An 18,927-nucleotide genomic window follows, 5' to 3' on the forward strand; every position below is an offset into this window, starting at 1 on the left:
CGGAGGACGCGGGGGCCGCCGCCGCCGTTGCCTCGCCTGTAGCGGCGGGCTGGTGGTCACGATAGGTCATGATCCAGTTGTAGCAATTGGGGTCCGTGCCGTTCAGCACATTTGCCGCACGCACCATTTCCATCTCCTGTGGGCGGCAGGGGTTCATGATGGCGCTGGTCATGCCCGCCCCGATCACCATGGGAATGAAACCGGCATTGATGCCGTGCCGGTGCGGCAGGCCGAAGGATATGTTGGAAAGGCCGCAGGTGGTGTTTACCTTCAATTCTTCGCGCAGCCGCCGCAGAAGCCGGAAAACCTGCTGGCCCGCCGTGCCCATGGCGCCGATGGGCATCACCAGCGGATCCACAACGATGTCGTGGGCGGGAATGCCGTAATCGGCGGCGTGCTGGACGATCTTCTTCGCCACCTCGAAGCGCACGTCCGGGTCTTCGGAAATGCCGGTTTCGTCGTTGGAAATGGCGACGACGGGCACGTCGTATTTCTTGATCAGCGGCAGGATGGCTTCCAGCTTCTCCTCTTCGCCCGTCACCGAGTTGACCAGCGGTCTGCCCCGGGCGACCCTGAGCCCGGCTTCGATGGCGGCAGAAACGGAGGAGTCGATCGAGAGCGGCACATCGACCAGATCCTGCACGATCTCCAGGGTCTGAACGAGAAGCCCGGGCTCGGTTGCGTTGGGGTCTACCGCCGTGACGCCGGCGTTGACGTCGAGCATGGTTGCGCCGGCTGCGACCTGTGCCAGCGCGTCCTGCTTCACCGTCTCGAAATTGCCGGCAACCATCTCGGCGGCGAGCTTCTTGCGCCCGGTCGGATTGATGCGCTCTCCGATCACGCAGAAGGGCTGGTCAAAGCCGATCACGACTTCCCTGGTTGCAGAGGCGACGATGGTACGGGTCATTCAGAATCCTCCTGGAGGCATGGTGTGAGCCCATGCTGCTGATCGATGGTCTTGACTGGCATTCTCATTCGCTGGATGTCGCGCTTGCGTCCCTCACCATCTCTACGGGCTTCTCGCTCGGGTCGTCATGCAGAATGTGGTCGAGCCGCTCGGCAACCAGCGCATCGTCGAGGCCCGGCTCGCGCTTCCACGGCTTGCGGCTCTTCAGGACGCCGGATTCGTGCACGATCTCAGCCACGAATTCCTCTTGCCGGTAGGCCATGACATGAATGCCGGACACACCCTCGATCTCCTTCACCTCGTTGATGATATCGATACACAGGCGCTTGCCTTCCTCTTTCTGCTTTTCGGCGCCTTCAAGCCGTGTGATCACCGCATCGGGAATGTGGACACCCGGCACGTTCGAGCGGATCCAGCGGGCGGTTTTTGCAGAAGCGAGCGGGCCGACGCCAACCAGTATGAAGCATTTTTCGTCGAGCCCCATATCGCGCACCCGCTTCATGTATTCCTTCAGCATTGGCACATCATAGCAATACTGACTCTGCACGAACTGCGCGCCGGCCGCTATCTTCTTGGCGAGCCGGTGGGGGCGGAAGTCGAAAGGCGGGGCAAAGGGATTGATGGCCGCGCCGAGAAAAACGGCAGGCGGTGTGGTGAGCCTGCGTCCGGAGAGAAACTTTTCCTCGTCGCGCATGGTCCGCACCGTTTCGAGAAGCGACATGCAGTCGAGGTCGAAAACGGGTTTTGCGCCCGGCTGGTCGCCGGCCTGCACGCCGTCGCCCGTCAGGCACATGATGTTGCCCACACCCATGGCCGCCGCACCCAGCACGTCGCCCTGAATGGCGATGCGGTTCCGGTCGCGGCAGGCGATCTGCATGATCGTCGCATACCCCATGCGCGTCAGCAGCGCGCAGATGCCCATGGAGGACATGTGGCAATTGGCGCCGGAAGCATCCACGGCGTTGATGCCGTCCACCCAGCCGTCGAAAATTGCCGCCCGTTCGTAAACGTCCTGCGCGTTGGCGCTGTCGGGCGGGTTGAGTTCAGCCGTCACCGCGAATTCGCCACGTCGCAGCACGCGTTCCAGCCGGCCGCGCGAGGAATGGCCGGGCAGGGGCTCCAGCGGCAGGTCGACGCCGTCCGGGTTCTCGTCGATCTGCGGTGGCCGCCTCGTCATGCGGTGCTGCTCCGGAGGTTTTCGCGTTCACGCGCAGCCTGCGCGGTTACCCTGAGCCAGGCGGAGCTTTCCCTCAACGACTGGTCGACGGGTTTCTGGACATCAAGGATCGCCTGCCGATTCCGCATCGCCTGCGCCCCCTCCCAGGCTTTCACCCAGACGCACGGCATGTCCGGTTCCACCTCGCAGTTGCCGTTGGCGCGCACGCCCCCGCAGGGGCCGTTGCGCAACTGTTTGGGGCAGTTCATGGGGCACGACATGCCGGTGGAGGAGAGGATGCACTGGCCGCACATGCGGCAATCGAACATCAACCCCTTCACCTGCCGTTCCACGAATTTGACCGGCTTTTCCGCCCGCGCATAGCCAACGGCGCTCCAGAACGGGTGCAGCGCCAGGAAAAGGCTTGAGAACCGGGTATAAACCATTCGAGCAGCCGGGCATGGCGTACCGACCAGCGCCGCATTGTGTAACGCCGCTGGACCCGCCGCTGGGGCGAGACATCGGCCGGCCTGTAGGCAAGCGCCTCGCGTGCTTTCTTGACGAGGGTCGCCTGGGTGACTGTCGAGGTCTTTCCGGTGCTATCCGTCGTCATGGCCACCTGCCTTGACAAGCGCCAGGAGGCGCTCTCTGTGATAGTCGCGGTCAATTGCTTCCAGGGCCTTATCCGCTTCAGCCTCGAGGTCGTCGCTGACGGAGACGGGCTCGCCGCGCCGCCATTCAGCGAGATAGGCGTCCGTGTCACGCGCACCTACACGCATGGCGCACATGTCGATGGCCTCGGTGAAGCGCAGTGGCAATTCGCGCTTGGCGGTCTGCCGCCCCTTCCTGACGATCACCTGAGCCGGGATGTCGCGCCAGTATGCAACGATCAGCTGAGCCATAAGCGCCTGTTCCTTCCTCGATTTTCAGAATTGCCGCATTGCCGCGCGCCTGCTTGCTGCAAGGCGACGCGCGTGCATTCAAATGCGACGTGTCCGAGGAGGAACGGGAGGTCAGTGCATGACGGCGCCGGCCATCATGCTGGCGCCGATCACGACGCCGGCAATCACCATGAGAGAGAGCACGCCGCAGGCGACGGCGATGCCGAGCAACACACCGTCGCGCTCGGAAAGAGCGAGCCCCACCAGCGCGCAGGAAAAGGCCGGAAACCAGTTGCCGAGCGGAATGGGAAGTGTCACGGCAATCGAGAGGATCAGCGCGGCGAGCCCGATAACCCGGTCTGCGTGATCGCGCGCAAACGGCCAGTAGCGCGGCTTGATGAGCCGCTCCAGCCAGATAAGGCGCGGAATGAGCCGCTCGCTCATATGACGAAACTTGTCTGCGCCGATCGCCTTGTTGAGCAGGAACTGCGGCAGCCATACGGTGCGGTTGCCCATCACCATCTGCAGCGCGACCAACACCAGCGGCGGCCCGAGGACGAGCGTGCTGCCGGGTGGGAAGGCAGGAGGTTCAGGCTGGCAAAAAAGACCAGAAGGGTGGCAAAGCTGCGATCGCCGAGCGCCTGGCGGATTTCGCCGATAGTGACCTTGTCTTCAGCGTGTTTTGCCAGGTCGCGGAAAATTCGCGAGAGCCGGCGCGGCGGCAGGTGAGCCGGCGGTGCGCCCAACACCGTGTCCAAGTCCGTTCCCTCCGCCTTCATTGCACTCATTCTTGCCAGCCATTCGAATCTCGACCGGGATGGCGTACAGTTTTGTCTGGATGCCGTTAAGCCTTCATGACAGAAGCCGCAAGCATCCTGCGGCGCCGCGAAACTCATGGAGCGCGCCGGAACTCCAGAATGTCGAGTACGGATTCCCGCTCCGGTGCAGGGAATTCCATGCGCCAGCCATCGTCTTTGCCGCGAAAAACGTAGGCTACCTGATCGCTATTGCGGCCGGAGCCATAGCGAGGCGGCCGGTCGTCCTTCACGAAATAGCTGCCGAGATAGATCAGTCGCGAATCGCCGTCTGTGAAGAAACGTCCTCTGGTTCGCTGCGATCCGGTCAGTTTTTCAAGGACCCAGCCCGCCCCGTCATCGTTGACCTGGCAACGAAACCAGTCATAGACCACAAGCGGTGCGAGCCCACCGGTCTTTATGGTGCGGCATTGCCACTTGCCTGTAAGGTCGAAATCCTCAAAGGAGCGTTCTGGTCGCTGATCGATCTCATCGAGCAGCGCGACATCGGCTGACGCTCCGCCGGCCCTGGCCTGCCTGAAGGCCTCGGTGCGCATGCGTGCATAGGCATCGAGACGCGCAGCGTCGCGGTAGGTGATGTCCTGCATCACCGTGTCTTTTTCGAAACCGGCCCGCTCCATGTCGAGCTTCTCCTGAACCAGCGACTGCGCATTTGCCGGAACGGTGATCAGGGCAAACGTGAAAATTGGCAAAAGAATACGGTGCATGAAAAATCTCCAGAAAATCAGCATGAATATGCTTCCGGAATGCACCGCCAATGTAACCATTTCATGGCGTTGGTAGAGGGATCAGCTGCCCCGTGCCGCGGTCGCCAGCGCCGTCGTCAGGTCGCCATATCCGGTTTGCCGTTTTTCGTAGGCAAGGCCGAGAAGCCTTGCCGCATCCTGCGCGACGCGCTCCAACTGCGGGTCGTCCGTCTGCGCCAGATAAACGAGTTTTTTATAGTTGCCGAAGAAATCCTGGATAAGCTCAGGGTGCCGGTCGAGGCCGAGCGGTTTCATGAAAAATGCGTCGAACTGGCGGCACAGGAAGTCCGTCATGTAGAAGGAGAGCATGTCGTCTTCGGCAATCTCTTCGAACGCGGAGAGACCCTGGTAAAAGGCGAAGCAGTGCGGCCCGTCGATGCGTGCCACGCCGTGCTTTTCGCAGATTCGGTCAAGCGCTCCACCGGTTCCGCAATCCGCATAGCCAACGAAGATGTGGCGATAGCCTTCTGCGCGCGCCTTCGTGATCGCGGCATCCATGCCCGGCGCGATGCGGTCGGGCCGATAGTGGAATTCAGCCGGCAGGCAGGTGAGTTCCAGGTGCGTGAAGCCGAGTGTTTCGCGTACCGCCAGAATTTCGCGCGCGATCATGCCGCAGGCGATCACGAGAACTTTCTCGGGCCCGAGAACTTTTTCCGGTTTCGTGCGTTCCTGCATGGTAACGCTCCCGTTTGCGCGGGCGGACTATCTAGACCATCGATAACGTATCGGACCAAGAACCGGATTCCACTTTTCGGTCCGATGATTTAGAGGGAGACAAACCATGAAACTGTCCGTTCTTTCCCGTCTCGCAATCCTCCTCCTCGTGGCCGGGTCGGTTGCGGGTTGCGCCAACACGATCCGCGGTGTCGGCCGGGATGCCGCAAATGCGGTCGATGCAACACAGAGCGCCGGGCGCGACATTTCGCAGTCCACTTATTGAGCCGTATGGCACACTCTGTGATGCGAAGGGATCAGGCGCCGGCCGTTACATTGTGCCTGCGCTTGATCAGTTCCTTGGCGGTTTCAACCGTCACCGCCGCGTCACGGCAATAGGCGTCGGCTCCCACCGCCTTGCCAAACTCCTCGTTAAGCGGTGCACCGCCGACGAGGACGATATAGTCCTCCCGAATACCCTTTTCTTTCATCGTGTCGATGACAACCTTCATATAGGGCATGGTCGTCGTGAGGAGTGCCGACATGCCGACAATGTCGGGCTGGTGCTCCTCTATCGCATCCAGGTAGTTTTCGACTGGATTGTTGATGCCGATGTCGATCACGTCGAAACCGGCCCCCTCCATCATCATGCCGACCAGGTTCTTGCCGATGTCGTGAATGTCGCCCTTCACCGTGCCAATCACCATCTTGCCCTGTTTGGGTGCGCCGGTTTCGGCCAGAAGCGGCCGCAGGATCGCCATGCCGGCCTTCATGGCGTTGGCCGACAGGAGGACTTCCGGCACGAACAGGATGCCGTCGCGAAAATCCTCGCCGACAATCCGCATGCCTTCGACCAGGGCGTCAGTGAGCACCTCGTAGGGCTGCCAGCCGCGGCCCAGCAGAATGTGCGTGCCTTCCTCGATCTCGTCCTTGAGTCCGTCATAAAGGTCGTCGTGCATCTGCTGCACGAGTTCGTCGTCGGGAAGCTCCGAGAGGATGATTTCGTCGTCGGACATGCTCTGGCTCCTGCTGCTCACGTCGCGCGGGCAGGGCATCCCGAACCGCGCTCATTGTTGGCCGCAAACAAGCGGTATCACCAGAATAAGGCGCGAAGTCGCTGATTACATAGCTGATTTGCGACCCACGACGTCAGGAAAGCGACGGCGCAGAGCGGCGGTGCCTCTCTGGAGTGTGTGGCACTTTGGTTTGTATTTTTGGTTGTATTATTTTGCGATGTAAATCTTAAGTGGTTGATTAGCAATATATTAAGAGGACCGCGTTTTCATAAGGCCTGTAAGAGGGGGCTTGTCTGCTTGTCCGTGAGGAGCAGGGTCATGTTCAGAACCTCTCTATCTGCATTGTTGCTTACCACCATTTTCACCGCGCCTGCCGCCGCCGTCACCGATACTGTGATTTTTAACGGCAACGTCATTTCAACGTGCCTCATAACAGTGGGAACGCCCGGCGTTCTGGGGACCAATGGCGCCCTTAACGTCCTTTCATCGACCGAAGCTGCCGGCGTTTCAGGTACGGCCACCGTCGTGACCACCGGAACGGGTTTCAATATGTCGACCTCCACGCCTGCGGCGTTTCTCGTCGCACCGGCAGGTGGGGACGATGATGTAACCTTCTCCTCAAGCTACAGCGCCTCCGGTGTGACCACGCTTCTTGATGTGGTCGGCACGGTGACCTCCCCGCTTGGGCTTGGGGTGACGAATGTCGATGTGGATCTGAGCGCTACAAAATCGGCCGGTGTTTTCCCTGCCGGCAACTACACCGCTGAAGTCACCCTGACCTGTGAGTAGCTCCATCTTGAAACTCATCCTTCTGGCCGCGTTTATCGCGGCCGGTTGCGGCATAGGCGTTGCACAATCCATGACGCCGATGCGGGGGAAGATATCAAGCTTCGGCGACACGTTTACGGTGCGGGTTTTCCCCTACAATCCCTATCCGCACAAAATTCGAATGGCGGTGAAAGCCTATGACCAGGATTTTCGGCCGATCGAAGCACATGTTTTTCCTGCGGAAACAATGGTCGGGAGCAAAACTTCCCGCTCGGTCCTGGTTTCGGTGGGGTTCAACAACAACAAGGTCAGGCGTGTCAGGATCTGCGCTGAAAGCATCCCGTTTCCTGGCCGTGGCACAAATATTAAGGCTCAAGTATGCGGACGTTTCATAGCTTATCGTATCGATTGATGGGGGCCTGTGCGTTCTTCTTCCTGAGCGTGTCCATCGTCTATGGCGACAGCGACCGGTATGTCATCAACCAGAACCAGACTGGCGTGACGCTGCCCGGGGTGGTCATGCCGAACGGCTTTGACGAGATCAGGGCTGCAGACGGAACCACGTGCCGTGCTTCCATGGCGAATTCCGGAGCCTATCTTGACTCGGGTGTCATTGGAGACAACAGCTCGCAGCGCGTTTCAGCCTACGGGCGTCTGGTTGTGCCTCTGGGGCGAAAACCGAGACGACTGGATTGCGACAAACTCTATCAACTGGAGTTGAAGCGCCTGGAACTCGAGGTCGAACTCATGCGGCAGGGGCTCGATCCGCGCATGCGGTCAAACCCCGAAGGAACTGGGCAAGTGACGCCTCTTGGACAAACAAGGGCAGGCGCTGAGTGCGCCTGTTATCTTCAATAACTGTTTGCAGCAGGTATCTCTTTTTTGTTGACGGAGGTTTTTTGAGTACCTAAATGGCGCCCTGATTTTCAACCCAGGGTTTTGTCATGAAGTATATCTACTCTTGTGTTTTTTTGCTGCTCGGTACGACCGCGTCCCTTGGAGCCCAGTCAGACCTTCCTTTTCGCGCCAATCTAGAGGAGAGCTGCACCATCGAAATCCGGTCAGACGGTGTGCTCGTGCGGGATGGCCTGGATGTCCTGGACTCTGAAGCTGCTGGTGGTAATTCCGGTGCGGCTACAGTTTATACGACAGGTGCGGGGTTTCAGGCGTCTCTCAAGGCACCGGAGGCTTTCTCAAGAGCACCGAACGGCACGGGCGCCGTCACTTTCATGACCACCTACAGCTCGACGGGCGCCACGAGCACGGCAAAGGTGCCGGGGTCGACAATAACACCTCTGGGAGTTGGCGCGAGCAACCTTTCGGTCGATCTGCGCGCGGTGGCGGACAATGCGATATTTCAAAAAGGTGCATATGAAGCCTTTGTCACAGTGACCTGTGAGTAGGTGCACAATGCATAAACGGACACTGGCGGCCCTGATCGCCGTCTGTGCTGCAACGACGCCCGCATCGTCGCAATCCATGTCGCCGATGCGGGGCGTCGTTCGCAGTTTCACCGACAGTTTTGCCGTGCGGGTTCAGCCACGAAATCCGTACAAGCATCGCATAGGCGTGACCATTCGCGCTTATGATGCGGATTTCAGGCCGATTGATGCAAGCATATCGCCAGCGGACTTCTCACTCGGTGCCGGCGCCTCCCGGTCAGTGCTGGTCGTCCTCAGTTTTGAGGGAGCGCGTGAGCGACGTGTGCGCATCTGCACCGAGAGTGCTCCCTTTCCCGGCAAAGGCGTTGGGATGAGAGCGCAGATCTGCGGAAAATTCATCGCTTATCGCTTGTGAACGGCGTGGTGCCAACGGCTATTTGTGCAAAGGAATGCGGTGACAGCACGCTACGATGGACACGCTGCCGGTCCCATCAGCACGCCAGTTGCGACACCATCTGCCGCTTGCGGAACGGAGGTTGTTGCTGCAAACGCTAGGGTCATAATGAGGCTTGCTTTGTGACCCTAGCGTGGAGTTTGCGCGATGACGATGATGGCCGGTGACGACGAAACGCAGGATCGGCCGCGCCGGGGACGTTCCGGGCGCAGTGAGCGGGGCGGAGCCGCAGCCCGCAGGGCGGCGCGCGCAGGTGCAGGACCGGGACAGCAACTGACCTATATCCGCCGTGCGCTCAAGCCTTACGAGGTGCTTGACGAGGAGGCGCTGGCGCTGGTCGAGGCGAACGCCGATACGGTTCTTGAAGAGATTGGCATCGAGTTCCGCGACGACCCGGAAGCTCTCGCCCTGTGGAAAGAGGCGGGGGCCGACGTGCGCGGCGATCGGGTGCACTTTCCCAAAGGGCTGTGCCGCCAGCTTCTGAAAACGGCACCTTCGGTTTTTACCCAGCATGCGCGCAATCCCGAGCGCTCGGTCGAGATCGGCGGCAACGCCACGGTCTTTGCGCCGGTCTATGGCCCGCCCTTCGTCCGCGACCTCGACGGCATGCGTCGCTATGCGACGATTGAGGATTTCCGCAATTTCGTGAAGCTCGCCTATATGGCGCCGTCCATTCATCACTCGGGCGGCACCGTCTGCGAACCGGTGGACGTGCCGGTCAACAAACGCCATCTCGACATGGTATTCTCGCATATGCGCTATTCCGACAAACCCTTCATGGGCTCTGTCACGGCGCCCGACCGTGCCGAAGACACGGTGGCGATGGCGAGGATCCTTTTCGGTGAGGATTTCGTCAACCAGAACACGGTGGTCATCAACCTGATCAACGCGAACTCGCCCATGGTTTTCGACGAAACCATGCTGGGCGCTGCAAAGGTCTATGCACGCGCCAATCAGGCCTGCATTGTCACGCCCTTCATTCTGGCCGGAGCGATGAGCCCGGTGACGGTCATCGGAACGCTGACCCAGGTTCTGGCCGAAGTCATGGCCGGTGCGGCGTTCACGCAATTGGTGCGACCGGGGGCGCCGGTGCTGTTTGGCACGTTTGCGTCTTCCATTTCCATGCAGTCGGGTGCCCCGACCTTCGGCACGCCTGAACCGTCGCTTGTTTCTTACGGAGCAGCGCAGCTTGCCCGGCGTCTGGGGCTCCCGTTCCGTACGGGCGGGTCACTGACGGGATCGAAAATCCCGGATGCCCAGGCCGCCGATGAGAGTGCCAATACGCTGAATTCGACGGTGCTTGCCGGCACCAATTTCGTGCTCCACGCGGCCGGGTGGCTTGAAGGCGGTCTGGTGTCTTCCTACGAAAAATTCATGATGGATATCGACCAGCTCGGCATGCAGCAGCGCATGTGCGAACCGCTGGACGTTTCGGAAAACGGGCAGGCGATGGACGCGATCCGCGAAGTGGGGCCGGGGAGCCATTATCTCGGCTGTGCTCACACGCAGGCCAATTTTCAGACGGCGTTCTACCGTTCGTCCATTGCCGACAACAATTCGTTTGAGCAATGGGCGGCGGAAGGTGAGAAAACGGCGGCGCAACGCGCCAACCAGCTCGCCCGCAGCTGGCTCGAGACCTACCAGGCACCCCCGCTCGATCCGGGGATCGAAGAGGGGCTTCTGGATTTCATCGCAAAACGCAAGGAATCGATGCCCGACGCCTTCGCCTGAGTTCAGCCCGCCGGGAAGGCCCGGAGCCTGCGGCCGTCGACGGTCTGCAGAATCAGCGCGCCCTCAGGGGTCGTGGCGTAGAATTTGAGATCGGGCAGGATGGACAGGAACTTCTGCTCCTGGTTCATCAGCGCTCCTGCACAGGCCATTTCAGTCGACACGGCGTGTCCGACCGTTAGTCTGCCGTTGTTTTCGGTCCAGCCTGCCGAATAGCTGTTGCAGGATGCGCGGCCGCCGACCCTGCCATCCTCGCCAAAGGTCAACGTTACACGCGACCTGTCGATGATGCCGCCGCCATTGATATCTTCCACCACCCATTCCGTGCCGGTGATTTCCTCCATGGCAACCGGTATCAGACGCAATGTGCTCCCAGATGGCTTCAGGAGAAGGGCTCCAAGGGTGATGTCCGGCTCCTGCGGATCGATCACAACTGCTTCCGATGTCCAGCGCTGTTTGCGCCCGTCGTGGATGTCACCATAGAGATGGTAGGTCTCTCCCGACTTCAGCTTTGACCTTTCGACGGCAAGGCTGAATGGGACCGGAACCTGTTTGCCGTTGAGCGTGATCTTCTGTTCGGCAATGGGAGGGGTATCTTCGGAGGCCTGCGCATGGCGCAGCTCGACCGTTGCGACACTGTCTGGCGGCAGCGCGATGCGCACGAGATAGATGAGTTCGCCTGAAATCCTATGCATGTCCTTCTCCGGTTCCTGGGCGATTGCCGCCGTGCCCGATACAGAAGCGGTCATAAAAATGATGCTGAGGAAAAATGTACGCCGATACATGAAGATGGTTGTCCTGATGCTGGTTGCCCGGTCCGAAAAATGCGGACTCTGGTTGTGTTTTTGCCAACACTTTGTGGCGTGATTGCGTGGCGGGCGAGACTTCTGCCTGATGGTCGCTTGCGTGTCGTGGCAGGCGGCCTATGATGTGATGGATGGCGCGTTCGCGCCTGTTTTCAGCACCCGGAGAGTTTTGATGGAAAAGCGCCGTCTTGGACGCAGCGATCTCTTTGTCTCGCAGATTTGCCTCGGCACGATGACTTTTGGCGAACAGAACACCGAGGCAGAAGGCCACGAACAGATGGACCGCGCGGTTGAGCGCGGCGTCAACTTTCTCGACATGGCCGAGCTTTATCCAATCCCGCCCAAGGCCGAGACGCAGGGACGAACGGAGCGTTGCGTCGGAACCTGGATGAAAGCGCGTGGCAATCGCGACCAGGTGATTGTCGCTTCCAAGGTGATTGGCCGCACTGCCAATGAGTGGTTTCGGGGTGACAGGCCTTCGAAGCTCGTGCGCGCCGACATCATGGACGCGATCGACAAGTCGCTCTCGCGGCTGCAGACGGACTATATCGACCTCTACCAGATCCATTGGCCGGATCGCGAAAACCCGTTCGGTTCCAACCCGACGCGCGTGACGACGCTGTCGGAGCCGCTTGCCGACGAAACGCCGATCGCTGAAACGCTCGCCGTGTTTGACGATCTGGTGAAGGCCGGGAAAATCCGCCATTTCGGTCTTTCCAACGAGAGCTCCTGGGGCGTGATGCGCTACATCGCGGAGGCCGACAGGGGCGTGGGGCCGCGGGTGGTCTCGCTGCAGAATGCCTACAATCTCATGAACCGGACCTATGAGGTGAATCTGGCCGAAACCTGCCAGCGCGAGGAGGTTGGCCTGCTTGCCTATTCGCCGCTGGCGCAGGGGTATCTGACTGGGAAATATGATGACGGGGCGCTGCCCGAGGGCTCGCGCAAAGTGCTGTTCGACCGTCTTCAGCGTTACGAGAAGCCCGGCGGGCCGGAGGCTGCGAAGGCCTATAACACCATGGCGCGGGAATTCGGGCTGACACCGGCCACTTTCGCGCAGGCGTTTGTCAATTCGCGGCCATTCATGACCTCCAACATCATTGGCGCGACCACGATGGCGCAGCTCGAAGAGGCGCTCGGTGCGCTCGATGTGCGCTGGACAGACGAGATGCAAACGGCGGTCGACGATCTGCACCAGCGGATCGGCAATCCGAGCCCCTGAGGACAGCCCTGGGCGGTGCCTGTCTTCCGGCATCGCCCCACAAGGTATCCTGGAAAAATTCAATCCCCTGTCGGATCGGCGTGGCATTGTACGTCCTGGGAGCATCGCAATGACGGTGCGTCGCAGCGACGGCCGATTTGATGGGAGATCGCAATGTTCAAAAATGCCTTTGCTGCCGTTTGCGCGGCTCTGATCCTGGCGGTATCCGCCGCTGCGCCTGCGCGTGCTGAAACGGGCGCTTCCGAACCGGTGAAAAGCGGTGAAGTGGAAGCCGGCGGCATAAAATATCACTACCAGATCCACGGGAAGGGCGAACCGCTGCTTCTGGTGCATGGCGGGCTTGGCCTTATCGAGATGTTCGGGCCGGTGCTCACCATGCTGGCGGCCGAGCGCGAAGTCATCGCCATCGACATGCAGGGGCACGGGCGCACCGAACTCGGCGACCGTCCGATCAGCCTTGAAGCGATGGGGGATGACGTGGCGGAAATTCTCGACCAGCTGGGCTACGACCAGGTGGATGCCATGGGCTATTCGATGGGTGGCGGGGTCGTCCTGCGTCTCGCCATACAGCATCCTGAGAAGGTGCGGCGGATGGCGCTGGTCTCGGCGGGCTTTGCCCAGGACGGGTTCTATCCTGAAATGCTGCCGATGCAGGCACAGGTCGGGGCGGGCATGGCCGAGATGATGAAGGACACGCCCATGTATCAGTCCTATGCGGCGGTGGCGCCGGATCCTTCGCGGTTTCCCGAACTGCTCGACCGGATGGGCGCCTATATGCGCAAGCCTTACAACTTCGCCGATGGTGTGAAGACGCTGGAAATGCCGGTGATGCTGGTGTTCGGCGATTCCGACATGTACCGGCCAGAGCATATTGTGGAGTTCTACAAACTGCTCGGCGGCGGGCTGAAGGATGCGGGGTGGCAGCGTGAGAACATGTCTCAGAACCGCCTGGCGATCCTGCCGAACCTCACGCATTACGACATCGGCGTGTCGCCGCGACTGGCCGAGACGGTGTTGCCGTTTCTCAACGACAGCCAGATCAATGCGCCGTGGACGGCGGACGATCTGACCCGCAAGTAGTCTCTGGTATCCCGAAAGAGGCCCTTGCCGCGCGGGCGTGCGGCAAGGGCTTTCTTGATGACGCCGGCTCAGACCATGCCGAGCTGTGGCTGACCGCCGCCCAGCACCACCATGCGGGCGCCGCGCGGAACACGCTTGTAGAGATCCATGATGTCGTGATTGAGCAGGCGGATACAGCCGGAGGAAACCGATCTGCCGATGGACCACGGCTCGGTTGTGCCGTGGATGCGGTAGAGCGTGTCCCTGCCATCCTTGTAGAGGTATAGCGCGCGCGAACCGAGCGGATTGCTGAGGCCGCCCTGCATGCCGGCTGCTAGCGGACGATAGCGTTCGGGCTCGCGGTTGATCATGGCAAGGGTCGGAGCCCAGTTTGGCCACGCGGCCTTGCGGCCGATCACGCCGTCGCCCTGATATTCCAGCCCCGCCTTGGCGACACCAATACCGTAGCGCATGGCCTTGCCGTTCTCCATGACGAGGTAGAGGAAGCGGTTTTCCGGATCGACAACGATGGTGCCGACCGGTTCGCTGGTCGGGTAGTCGACCATCTGGCGCAGATACTGGCGATCCATCTTGGTGACGTCCACGGCCGGAATGACGATGCCGTTGTCTTCGATCTCGCTGTACATGTCCTGATAGTAGGACAGCATGGGACCGGGCACGTCGGTGGAGGGGACGGGGCTGCGGCCTGTGGTGGTGCAGGCGGCAGCCAATGCGGGCAGAAGCAACAGCAGGGCGAGCCGCGCGGCGCGAGGGGCAGCGCGTGCAACAGTGGTGTGAAACAAGGAAACTCTCCTTACGTGTGGAATTCCGGTCTTCATGTGATGTGGGTCGCCTCTTCGGCGCGGATGCGCGGAAGCGTTGAAAGGCGCTTGCCATGCGGTTCTTGATAAAATGTGGCAAAGAACGGACGCTGTGCCCGAATGTCGCGCGAATTTTGCTGGCCATTCGCATTCGCGCTGCGCAGTGCGATATTTTTCCCACAGTGACGCCGGGGAAAGGCGCTTTCGCCTGCATGCCGGAAAGGCTTTTCGCGGACGCGGGGCGGGTGTATCCTAAGGACCTGAATGACCAGCAGGCAGCCGCCGGATGCGACTCTGGCGCGGCGCTGGCTCCCGCAAGCGGCGGAATGCCGTCCTTGCCCGCATTCCCGGTCCCGCGCCCCTTGCACCGGCTGACTGCCAGGTCGACGGTCGGATGGGGCTGTGCCGCGATATCCTGTCGTATCAGCCACCGGCCGAGAGGCAGGGAAGGAGCAGGACCATGGGTATCGCGATGACGATGCATGAATTTCTCGAAGACAGCCATGTGCGCTACGATGTTGCGAAGCACAATCGCACGGGCAGTTCCGCAATGACCGCGCGTGTGAGCCACATTCCGGGCCGCGAAATGGCCAAGGGTGTGGTGCTGAAATGGGACGACAGCTATCTCCTGGCGGTCGTGCCCGCGTCGCGGCAGGTGGACCTCGGCAAAGTGGGAGCGATCGTCGGCGACAAGGTCGTTCTGGCGAGCGAAGAGGAGACAGCGGCGCTGTTTCCCGATTGCGAGGAGGGGGCGGTGCCTGTGTTCGGCGCGCCCTACCGCATTGCCTGCATGATCGACGATGAACTCGATACGGACGAAGACGTCTATTTCGAGGGTGGCGATCACCGCACGCTCGTGCATGTCTCCGCAAAGGGCTTCGAGCAATTGATGTATGGCATGCCGAGGGCGCAGATCAGCCGCTAATGCATGTCGCTTTCAAATGAATTCATTTGAAAGACAACGAACATGCATCATTTGAAAGTGTTACAGCGTCCTTTGCGCGTCTTATAAGACGCGCGGCGCTGTAGCAGACGCATGTGATCGTTCCCGCGTGTGAAACCGGGTTTTGAGAGGAAGACGGGCGGCTGAAGCGACGCTCATCTGGGTATTGTTTGTGCGACCCTTCAGCCGCCCGCCCGGCTCTTGACAACCTCCGGCGGGGATCGCCCCGGAACCGGGTGCGCCGGGTTCACCCCGAAAGGTGAGCCTTTGCACCAGACCGTGCATGCGCACGGCCCTTTGCCGAACCAGCCGCCACGGGCACCGGAAGCACACGTTATGCCGCCGGCCGGGCACCGTCCCATCCCCGCGAGATCACCGTCGCGACCTGCGTTCCCACGAGATGGGCAGGGAGAAGGATAGGGCAGGTTTGATGAGCGGGGAGAAAATGACCGTCAAAAAAATGCGCTCTACCGAAATTGCGGGACGTGCGGTGACGGAGGACCAGAGGATTATCCCCGCAGCGTGGTTAACAGGTTGATTCAAACTTTATTGGTAAGTTTACGGTATTGCTGGGCATTCCCCGGTGAAATGGGCGCCGGGTTTTTCAAATTCCTCGAACCCTTGCAGATCGTATATGCGTATTCCTGCGTTCCTTCGACCTGTCGTTCTCACACTCGCTCTAACCGGCTGTACGGGCGGTCCAAGCATCGATTCTGCACTCAGAATCGATCCGCCGTCGCGTGAAGTCACCAGTTCCATCGTGAGGCCGGATGCCAGCGTGCCGGGTGCAGCGATTGCGGAAGTGGAGACTGGCCATATGAGCGATGCGGGGATGACGGCCATTGCCGAACCCGATCGCGTTTCCACGCCGGCGCTTGAACAGGTGGCGATGATCACACCGCCGAAGCCGACACTGCGCCCGAAAACCGCAGCACAAGGCACGGTCTACCGCAGCCGGTTCGGCGATGCGCATCCCATCAATTTCGGCAAGGTCACCCCAAAGCATCATGCGGTGCATGGTGTCGATGTTTCGCGCTGGCAGGGCGACATCGACTGGGTGAAGCTGCGTTCGCGTGGCGCGAATTTCGCTTACATCAAGGCGACCGACGGCATCGATCACATCGATCCGATGTTCAAGACGAACTGGAACGGGGCCGCCAAGGCGGGCATTCGCCGCGGGGCATACCACTTCTTCTTCTGGTGCCGGAGGGCATCCGACCAGGCAGAGTGGTTCATTCGCAATGTGCCCAAGGTGAAGGGCGCGCTGCCGCCGGTTCTGGATGTGGAGTGGAACCACCAGTCGAGCTGCAAGTGGAAACCGTCGCGCGCGGAAGTGCTGGAGAAGATGCAGGTCTTCCTCGACCGACTGGAGCGCCATTACGGCCAGCGACCGATCATCTACACCGCGCCGGATTTTTACGAGGACAATCTAAAGGGCGCGTTCCCGAACCATCCGTTCTGGCTGCGCGCCGTGGCCGAGCATCCCTCGAAGGTCTATCCGGGTCGTGACTGGGTGTTCTGGCAGTATTCGGGATCGGGACTGAGCCAGGGTGTTGACGGCAAGATCGACCTGAACGTCTTCCACGGCAATGAAAGCGCCTGGTGGCGCTGGGTCGGGAAGGTGGCGGGCTGAACGCCGAAAATTGATGATTGCATTTTTGGGGGGCTTCACGCCCCCCTTTCTTTTGCTGTGCTTTTGTATTGCGCAGTTCCGGACGCAAAACCGGTTCCCACTTTTGCTGGAATTGCTTTAGCCACGGGCCTCGGCGATGGCTGCGGTAATGTCATTCCGGCGCATCGCACCGTAGTGCATCTTGGTGTTGAAGAGGAATGCCGGCGTTCCGTTGAAGCCGAAGGCATTGGCCTGCTCCATATTGCGGGAGAGAATCCCTTCAATGCGTTGGCGGTCCTTCTTGAAGTTCGACAGGAGTTTTTCCGGGTCGTGGCCGGCGGCGGAGAGTGTCTCGTCGACCTCGTCCTGCGTTAGTCGTCCGGGTGTGGCCATCAGCGCATTGTGGACGGCTTCATAGTCCGGGCCGGCGGCGAGGACGAGGCTTGCCGCGTGGACGGACGGGCCGCCGAAAATGGGCCAGTCCTTCATCACCAGCCGCACATTGCCGTCTTCACGCACCACGTCCAGCAGGTCCGGATGGCCGCGCTTGCAATAGGGACACTGGTAGTCGAAGAACTCGGCGATGGTGACGTCGCCATCCGGATTGCCGATGACCGGGATTTCCGGGTCGAAGAGAACCTCTTCGACGGTCGGGTAAAGCTGGGCGCGGGCCGGTCCGGCGGCGGTGACGAGCGTCGCTGCGCCGGCGACGAGCAGGGTACGGCGGTTCATCATGGCCTTGTGTCTCCTGATGGGCTGATGCTGGTTCTGAGGTTCTCGATCTTCTCGACGAGCACCTCGCGTGAGATTTCGCCCAGATGCGCGTGTTGCAGGACGCCGTCGGCATCGATGAACAGCGTGGCGGGCAGTCCGGGCGCGCTGTAGAAGCGCGACAGATCGCTGAACTGGTCGACAAGTATCGTATCGAGCGAGAGGCCGGAGGCGGCGAGATAGCGCTGGATGGCGGTGCGGCCTTCGCCCTGATTGGCGAAGACGAAGGTGACGTCTTCCGTGGAGGCGGCGATGTCGGCCATCATGGGCATTTCGCGCCGGCAGGGCGGGCACCAGGTCGCCCACAGATTGACCACTTGCGGCGTGCCTTTCTGCGCTTCGAGACGGTAGCCGTTGCCCTCCAGCGTTTCAAAGGCCTGATCCGGGACGGTGAGCGGGTCGGTGCCGCCGGTGAGCTGCCATGTCGTGTTCCAGACGATGAGGGAGAGGGCGAGCGGCAGGACAGCCCAGAGCCGCTGGCGGCCGGTTGGCAGCATGACGAGCAGGCTGACGATGACGGCGGCCGCTCCCGTCGGCCAGTAAAAGCCGCCCTGCCACAGCGCGAAGATGCGCAGCGGCTCGGCCACAAAACTTTCCATGTTGATGAGCACATGACCGAGGCGCGCGCCGATGATGCCGCCGAGAAACGCCCACCAGGACCAGGCGTTGAAGCGTTCGTCCACCCTGCGGGCCATGATGCCGGTGACGATGAGGAAGACGAAGATGGCGAGCACGACGGCGAAGCGGTCTGCCGCAAGGACGAGCGGCCCGAGAGAAACGGCGTTCATGATCAGAGCGCCTCTGCGGTTTTGGCCGAGCCGGTCAGGTTTTCAACTGTGACGGAGCCGACGAGGCGGGTGCCGGGGACCTCGCGGCCTGTGGGATCGAAGAAGAGCATGGTGGGCGGGCCTGCGACTTGAAGCGCTTTCATCAGAGCTGCGTTCTCGTCGTTGAAGTCCGACAGGTCGGCCTTGATGAGCTGAAAGCTGTTGAGACTGTCGATCACGCCGGCATCCGGCAGGACCGAGCGCTCTATGACGCGGCAGGTGACGCACCAGTCAGCGGTGAAGTAGACGAGGGTGGGCGCGTCGCCGGCGCTGGCGAGCTGCGCCTTGAGCTCGGGGATGGAGCCGGTCTGCGCAAAGGCGAGGTCGCGGGCGGGGGCGGATGCCTCGCTGCGCTGGGC

General features: G+C 61.0%; 24 protein-coding genes and 1 pseudogene. 11 read left to right on the top strand and 14 right to left on the bottom strand.

Going from position 1 to position 18,927, the window contains the following annotated elements; translation table 11 throughout:
* The 8 genes and pseudogenes from JCM21793_RS17890 to JCM21793_RS17920 form a co-directional block, all read right to left on the bottom strand.
* The coding region (locus JCM21793_RS17890; RefSeq protein WP_025031231.1) for a methyltetrahydrofolate cobalamin methyltransferase at positions 1-907 on the bottom strand (907 nt) is incomplete at its 3' end.
* A 64-nt stretch (positions 908-971) separates the two neighbouring features.
* Entirely contained in the window at positions 972-2,084 is a 1,113-nt protein-coding gene (locus tag JCM21793_RS17895) for a methylenetetrahydrofolate reductase (protein ID WP_007007015.1), read from the bottom strand.
* Positions 2,081-2,676: pseudogene (locus JCM21793_RS26835) on the bottom strand (methylenetetrahydrofolate reductase C-terminal domain-containing protein). Before JCM21793_RS26835 ends, JCM21793_RS17895 begins: the two are co-directional and overlap by 4 nt.
* Positions 2,663-2,965: a virulence factor gene (locus tag JCM21793_RS17905; protein WP_025031232.1), complete on the bottom strand. Its 303-nt coding sequence runs from the start codon at positions 2,963-2,965 to the stop codon at positions 2,663-2,665. Before JCM21793_RS17905 ends, JCM21793_RS26835 begins: the two are co-directional and overlap by 14 nt.
* Before the next feature lie 111 nt (positions 2,966-3,076).
* Positions 3,077-3,460 carry an exopolysaccharide biosynthesis protein gene (locus JCM21793_RS30550; protein ID WP_007007012.1) on the bottom strand — a complete coding sequence of 128 codons (384 nt, stop codon included), beginning with the start codon at positions 3,458-3,460 and terminating at the stop codon, positions 3,077-3,079.
* The gene (locus JCM21793_RS30555; RefSeq protein WP_244439843.1) at positions 3,460-3,840 is read right to left on the bottom strand and encodes an exopolysaccharide biosynthesis protein; all 381 of its coding nucleotides are present in this window, start codon (positions 3,838-3,840) and stop codon (positions 3,460-3,462) included. Before JCM21793_RS30555 ends, JCM21793_RS30550 begins: the two co-directional genes overlap by 1 nt.
* On the bottom strand, positions 3,837-4,466 hold the full coding sequence (locus JCM21793_RS17915; RefSeq protein WP_081784761.1) for a DUF4893 domain-containing protein: 630 nt from the start codon (positions 4,464-4,466) through the stop codon (positions 3,837-3,839). Before JCM21793_RS17915 ends, JCM21793_RS30555 begins: the two co-directional genes overlap by 4 nt.
* An 81-nt stretch (positions 4,467-4,547) precedes the next feature.
* Positions 4,548-5,180, bottom strand: a complete 633-nt coding sequence (locus JCM21793_RS17920) for a DUF1638 domain-containing protein (protein WP_025031234.1) — start codon at positions 5,178-5,180, stop codon at positions 4,548-4,550.
* A 106-nt stretch (positions 5,181-5,286) separates the two neighbouring features.
* Between JCM21793_RS17920 and JCM21793_RS17925 the strand changes: the two genes are divergently transcribed.
* A complete protein-coding gene (locus JCM21793_RS17925) occupies positions 5,287-5,445 on the top strand; it encodes an entericidin domain-containing protein (protein WP_007007008.1) in 159 nt (52 codons plus the stop codon).
* Positions 5,446-5,476: 31 nt separating this feature from the next.
* Here the strand turns inward: JCM21793_RS17925 and JCM21793_RS17930 are convergent, their stop codons facing one another.
* Positions 5,477-6,175: a cobalamin B12-binding domain-containing protein gene (locus JCM21793_RS17930; protein WP_007007007.1), complete on the bottom strand. Its 699-nt coding sequence runs from the start codon at positions 6,173-6,175 to the stop codon at positions 5,477-5,479.
* A gap of 318 nt (positions 6,176-6,493) precedes the next feature.
* Here JCM21793_RS17930 and JCM21793_RS17935 point away from each other — a divergent pair, with 318 nt between their 5' ends.
* The 6 genes from JCM21793_RS17935 (at position 6,494) to JCM21793_RS17960 (ending at position 10,510) form a co-directional block, all read left to right on the top strand.
* The gene (locus tag JCM21793_RS17935) at positions 6,494-6,964 is read left to right on the top strand and encodes a hypothetical protein (RefSeq protein ID WP_025031235.1); all 471 of its coding nucleotides are present in this window, start codon (positions 6,494-6,496) and stop codon (positions 6,962-6,964) included.
* 7 nt (positions 6,965-6,971) lie between these two features.
* Positions 6,972-7,355 carry a hypothetical protein gene (locus JCM21793_RS17940; RefSeq protein ID WP_036540751.1) on the top strand — a complete coding sequence of 128 codons (384 nt, stop codon included), beginning with the start codon at positions 6,972-6,974 and terminating at the stop codon, positions 7,353-7,355.
* Complete coding sequence (locus tag JCM21793_RS26845) at positions 7,355-7,801, top strand: hypothetical protein (protein ID WP_025031237.1); 447 nt, start codon at positions 7,355-7,357, stop codon at positions 7,799-7,801. The genes JCM21793_RS17940 and JCM21793_RS26845 overlap by 1 nt, the downstream gene beginning before the upstream one ends.
* A gap of 86 nt (positions 7,802-7,887) precedes the next feature.
* The gene (locus tag JCM21793_RS17950) at positions 7,888-8,346 is read left to right on the top strand and encodes a hypothetical protein (protein ID WP_025031238.1); all 459 of its coding nucleotides are present in this window, start codon (positions 7,888-7,890) and stop codon (positions 8,344-8,346) included.
* Positions 8,347-8,353: 7 nt separating this feature from the next.
* Positions 8,354-8,740, top strand: coding sequence for a hypothetical protein (locus JCM21793_RS17955; RefSeq protein ID WP_007007002.1), 387 nt, complete (start codon positions 8,354-8,356; stop codon positions 8,738-8,740).
* Positions 8,741-8,926: 186 nt separating this feature from the next.
* Positions 8,927-10,510: a trimethylamine methyltransferase family protein gene (locus JCM21793_RS17960; RefSeq protein WP_025031239.1), complete on the top strand. Its 1,584-nt coding sequence runs from the start codon at positions 8,927-8,929 to the stop codon at positions 10,508-10,510.
* A 2-nt stretch (positions 10,511-10,512) separates the two neighbouring features.
* On the opposite strand, the gene JCM21793_RS17965 is transcribed toward JCM21793_RS17960, so the two are convergent.
* Complete coding sequence (locus JCM21793_RS17965) at positions 10,513-11,256, bottom strand: META domain-containing protein (RefSeq protein ID WP_162175233.1); 744 nt, start codon at positions 11,254-11,256, stop codon at positions 10,513-10,515.
* A gap of 229 nt (positions 11,257-11,485) precedes the next feature.
* On the opposite strand from JCM21793_RS17965, the gene JCM21793_RS17970 reads away from it, so the two are divergent.
* Both JCM21793_RS17970 and JCM21793_RS17975 read left to right on the top strand, forming a co-directional pair.
* Positions 11,486-12,535 (top strand): aldo/keto reductase, encoded by a 1,050-nt coding sequence (locus JCM21793_RS17970; RefSeq protein WP_025031241.1) that lies wholly within the window; start codon positions 11,486-11,488, stop codon positions 12,533-12,535.
* A 153-nt stretch (positions 12,536-12,688) separates the two neighbouring features.
* Positions 12,689-13,615 carry an alpha/beta fold hydrolase gene (locus JCM21793_RS17975; protein ID WP_025031242.1) on the top strand — a complete coding sequence of 309 codons (927 nt, stop codon included), beginning with the start codon at positions 12,689-12,691 and terminating at the stop codon, positions 13,613-13,615.
* Between the two features lie 68 nt (positions 13,616-13,683).
* Here JCM21793_RS17975 and JCM21793_RS17980 read toward each other — a convergent pair whose 3' ends face one another.
* Positions 13,684-14,397: a L,D-transpeptidase gene (locus tag JCM21793_RS17980; RefSeq protein WP_244439845.1), complete on the bottom strand. Its 714-nt coding sequence runs from the start codon at positions 14,395-14,397 to the stop codon at positions 13,684-13,686.
* Positions 14,398-14,875: 478 nt separating this feature from the next.
* Here JCM21793_RS17980 and JCM21793_RS17985 point away from each other — a divergent pair, with 478 nt between their 5' ends.
* Positions 14,876-15,340: an aminoacyl-tRNA deacylase gene (locus tag JCM21793_RS17985; RefSeq protein WP_025031244.1), complete on the top strand. Its 465-nt coding sequence runs from the start codon at positions 14,876-14,878 to the stop codon at positions 15,338-15,340.
* Between the two features lie 652 nt (positions 15,341-15,992).
* On the top strand, positions 15,993-16,991 hold the full coding sequence (locus JCM21793_RS17995; protein WP_025031245.1) for a glycoside hydrolase family 25 protein: 999 nt from the start codon (positions 15,993-15,995) through the stop codon (positions 16,989-16,991).
* Between the two features lie 117 nt (positions 16,992-17,108).
* On the opposite strand, the gene JCM21793_RS18000 is transcribed toward JCM21793_RS17995, so the two are convergent.
* The 3 genes from JCM21793_RS18000 to JCM21793_RS18010 form a co-directional block, all read right to left on the bottom strand.
* Entirely contained in the window at positions 17,109-17,705 is a 597-nt protein-coding gene (locus JCM21793_RS18000; protein ID WP_025031246.1) for a DsbA family protein, read from the bottom strand.
* Positions 17,702-18,529: a TlpA disulfide reductase family protein gene (locus JCM21793_RS18005; protein WP_025031247.1), complete on the bottom strand. Its 828-nt coding sequence runs from the start codon at positions 18,527-18,529 to the stop codon at positions 17,702-17,704. Before JCM21793_RS18005 ends, JCM21793_RS18000 begins: the two co-directional genes overlap by 4 nt.
* A 2-nt stretch (positions 18,530-18,531) precedes the next feature.
* Positions 18,532-18,927 (bottom strand): thioredoxin fold domain-containing protein (locus JCM21793_RS18010; protein WP_025031248.1); only part of this gene is annotated, 396 nt, incomplete at its 5' end.

The sequence above is a fragment of the Nitratireductor aquibiodomus NL21 = JCM 21793 genome (assembly GCF_000615975.1).
In the GTDB taxonomy this organism is placed as follows: Bacteria; Pseudomonadota; Alphaproteobacteria; order Rhizobiales; family Rhizobiaceae; genus Nitratireductor; species Nitratireductor aquibiodomus.

Excerpts from the sequence above, each read along its gene's own strand:
- JCM21793_RS17905 (WP_025031232.1), bottom strand. The coding sequence starts at position 2,965 with ATGGCTCAGCTGATCGTTGCATACTGGCGCGACATCCCGGCTCAGGTG.
- JCM21793_RS17925 (WP_007007008.1), top strand. The coding sequence starts at position 5,287 with ATGAAACTGTCCGTTCTTTCCCGTCTCGCAATCCTCCTCCTCGTGGCC.
- JCM21793_RS17960 (WP_025031239.1), top strand. The coding sequence starts at position 8,927 with ATGACGATGATGGCCGGTGACGACGAAACGCAGGATCGGCCGCGCCGG.
- JCM21793_RS30555 (WP_244439843.1), bottom strand. The coding sequence starts at position 3,840 with ATGAGTTTCGCGGCGCCGCAGGATGCTTGCGGCTTCTGTCATGAAGGC.
- JCM21793_RS17965 (WP_162175233.1), bottom strand. The coding sequence starts at position 11,256 with ATGACCGCTTCTGTATCGGGCACGGCGGCAATCGCCCAGGAACCGGAG.
- JCM21793_RS17935 (WP_025031235.1), top strand. The coding sequence starts at position 6,494 with ATGTTCAGAACCTCTCTATCTGCATTGTTGCTTACCACCATTTTCACC.
- JCM21793_RS17915 (WP_081784761.1), bottom strand. The coding sequence starts at position 4,466 with ATGCACCGTATTCTTTTGCCAATTTTCACGTTTGCCCTGATCACCGTT.
- JCM21793_RS17955 (WP_007007002.1), top strand. The coding sequence starts at position 8,354 with ATGCATAAACGGACACTGGCGGCCCTGATCGCCGTCTGTGCTGCAACG.
- JCM21793_RS18000 (WP_025031246.1), bottom strand. The coding sequence starts at position 17,705 with ATGATGAACCGCCGTACCCTGCTCGTCGCCGGCGCAGCGACGCTCGTC.
- JCM21793_RS17930 (WP_007007007.1), bottom strand. The coding sequence starts at position 6,175 with ATGTCCGACGACGAAATCATCCTCTCGGAGCTTCCCGACGACGAACTC.
- JCM21793_RS17895 (WP_007007015.1), bottom strand. The coding sequence starts at position 2,084 with ATGACGAGGCGGCCACCGCAGATCGACGAGAACCCGGACGGCGTCGAC.
- JCM21793_RS17970 (WP_025031241.1), top strand. The coding sequence starts at position 11,486 with ATGGAAAAGCGCCGTCTTGGACGCAGCGATCTCTTTGTCTCGCAGATT.
- JCM21793_RS17920 (WP_025031234.1), bottom strand. The coding sequence starts at position 5,180 with ATGCAGGAACGCACGAAACCGGAAAAAGTTCTCGGGCCCGAGAAAGTT.
- JCM21793_RS18005 (WP_025031247.1), bottom strand. The coding sequence starts at position 18,529 with ATGAACGCCGTTTCTCTCGGGCCGCTCGTCCTTGCGGCAGACCGCTTC.
- JCM21793_RS17950 (WP_025031238.1), top strand. The coding sequence starts at position 7,888 with ATGAAGTATATCTACTCTTGTGTTTTTTTGCTGCTCGGTACGACCGCG.
- JCM21793_RS17995 (WP_025031245.1), top strand. The coding sequence starts at position 15,993 with ATGCGTATTCCTGCGTTCCTTCGACCTGTCGTTCTCACACTCGCTCTA.
- JCM21793_RS26845 (WP_025031237.1), top strand. The coding sequence starts at position 7,355 with ATGGGGGCCTGTGCGTTCTTCTTCCTGAGCGTGTCCATCGTCTATGGC.
- JCM21793_RS30550 (WP_007007012.1), bottom strand. The coding sequence starts at position 3,460 with ATGGGCAACCGCACCGTATGGCTGCCGCAGTTCCTGCTCAACAAGGCG.
- JCM21793_RS17975 (WP_025031242.1), top strand. The coding sequence starts at position 12,689 with ATGTTCAAAAATGCCTTTGCTGCCGTTTGCGCGGCTCTGATCCTGGCG.
- JCM21793_RS17985 (WP_025031244.1), top strand. The coding sequence starts at position 14,876 with ATGGGTATCGCGATGACGATGCATGAATTTCTCGAAGACAGCCATGTG.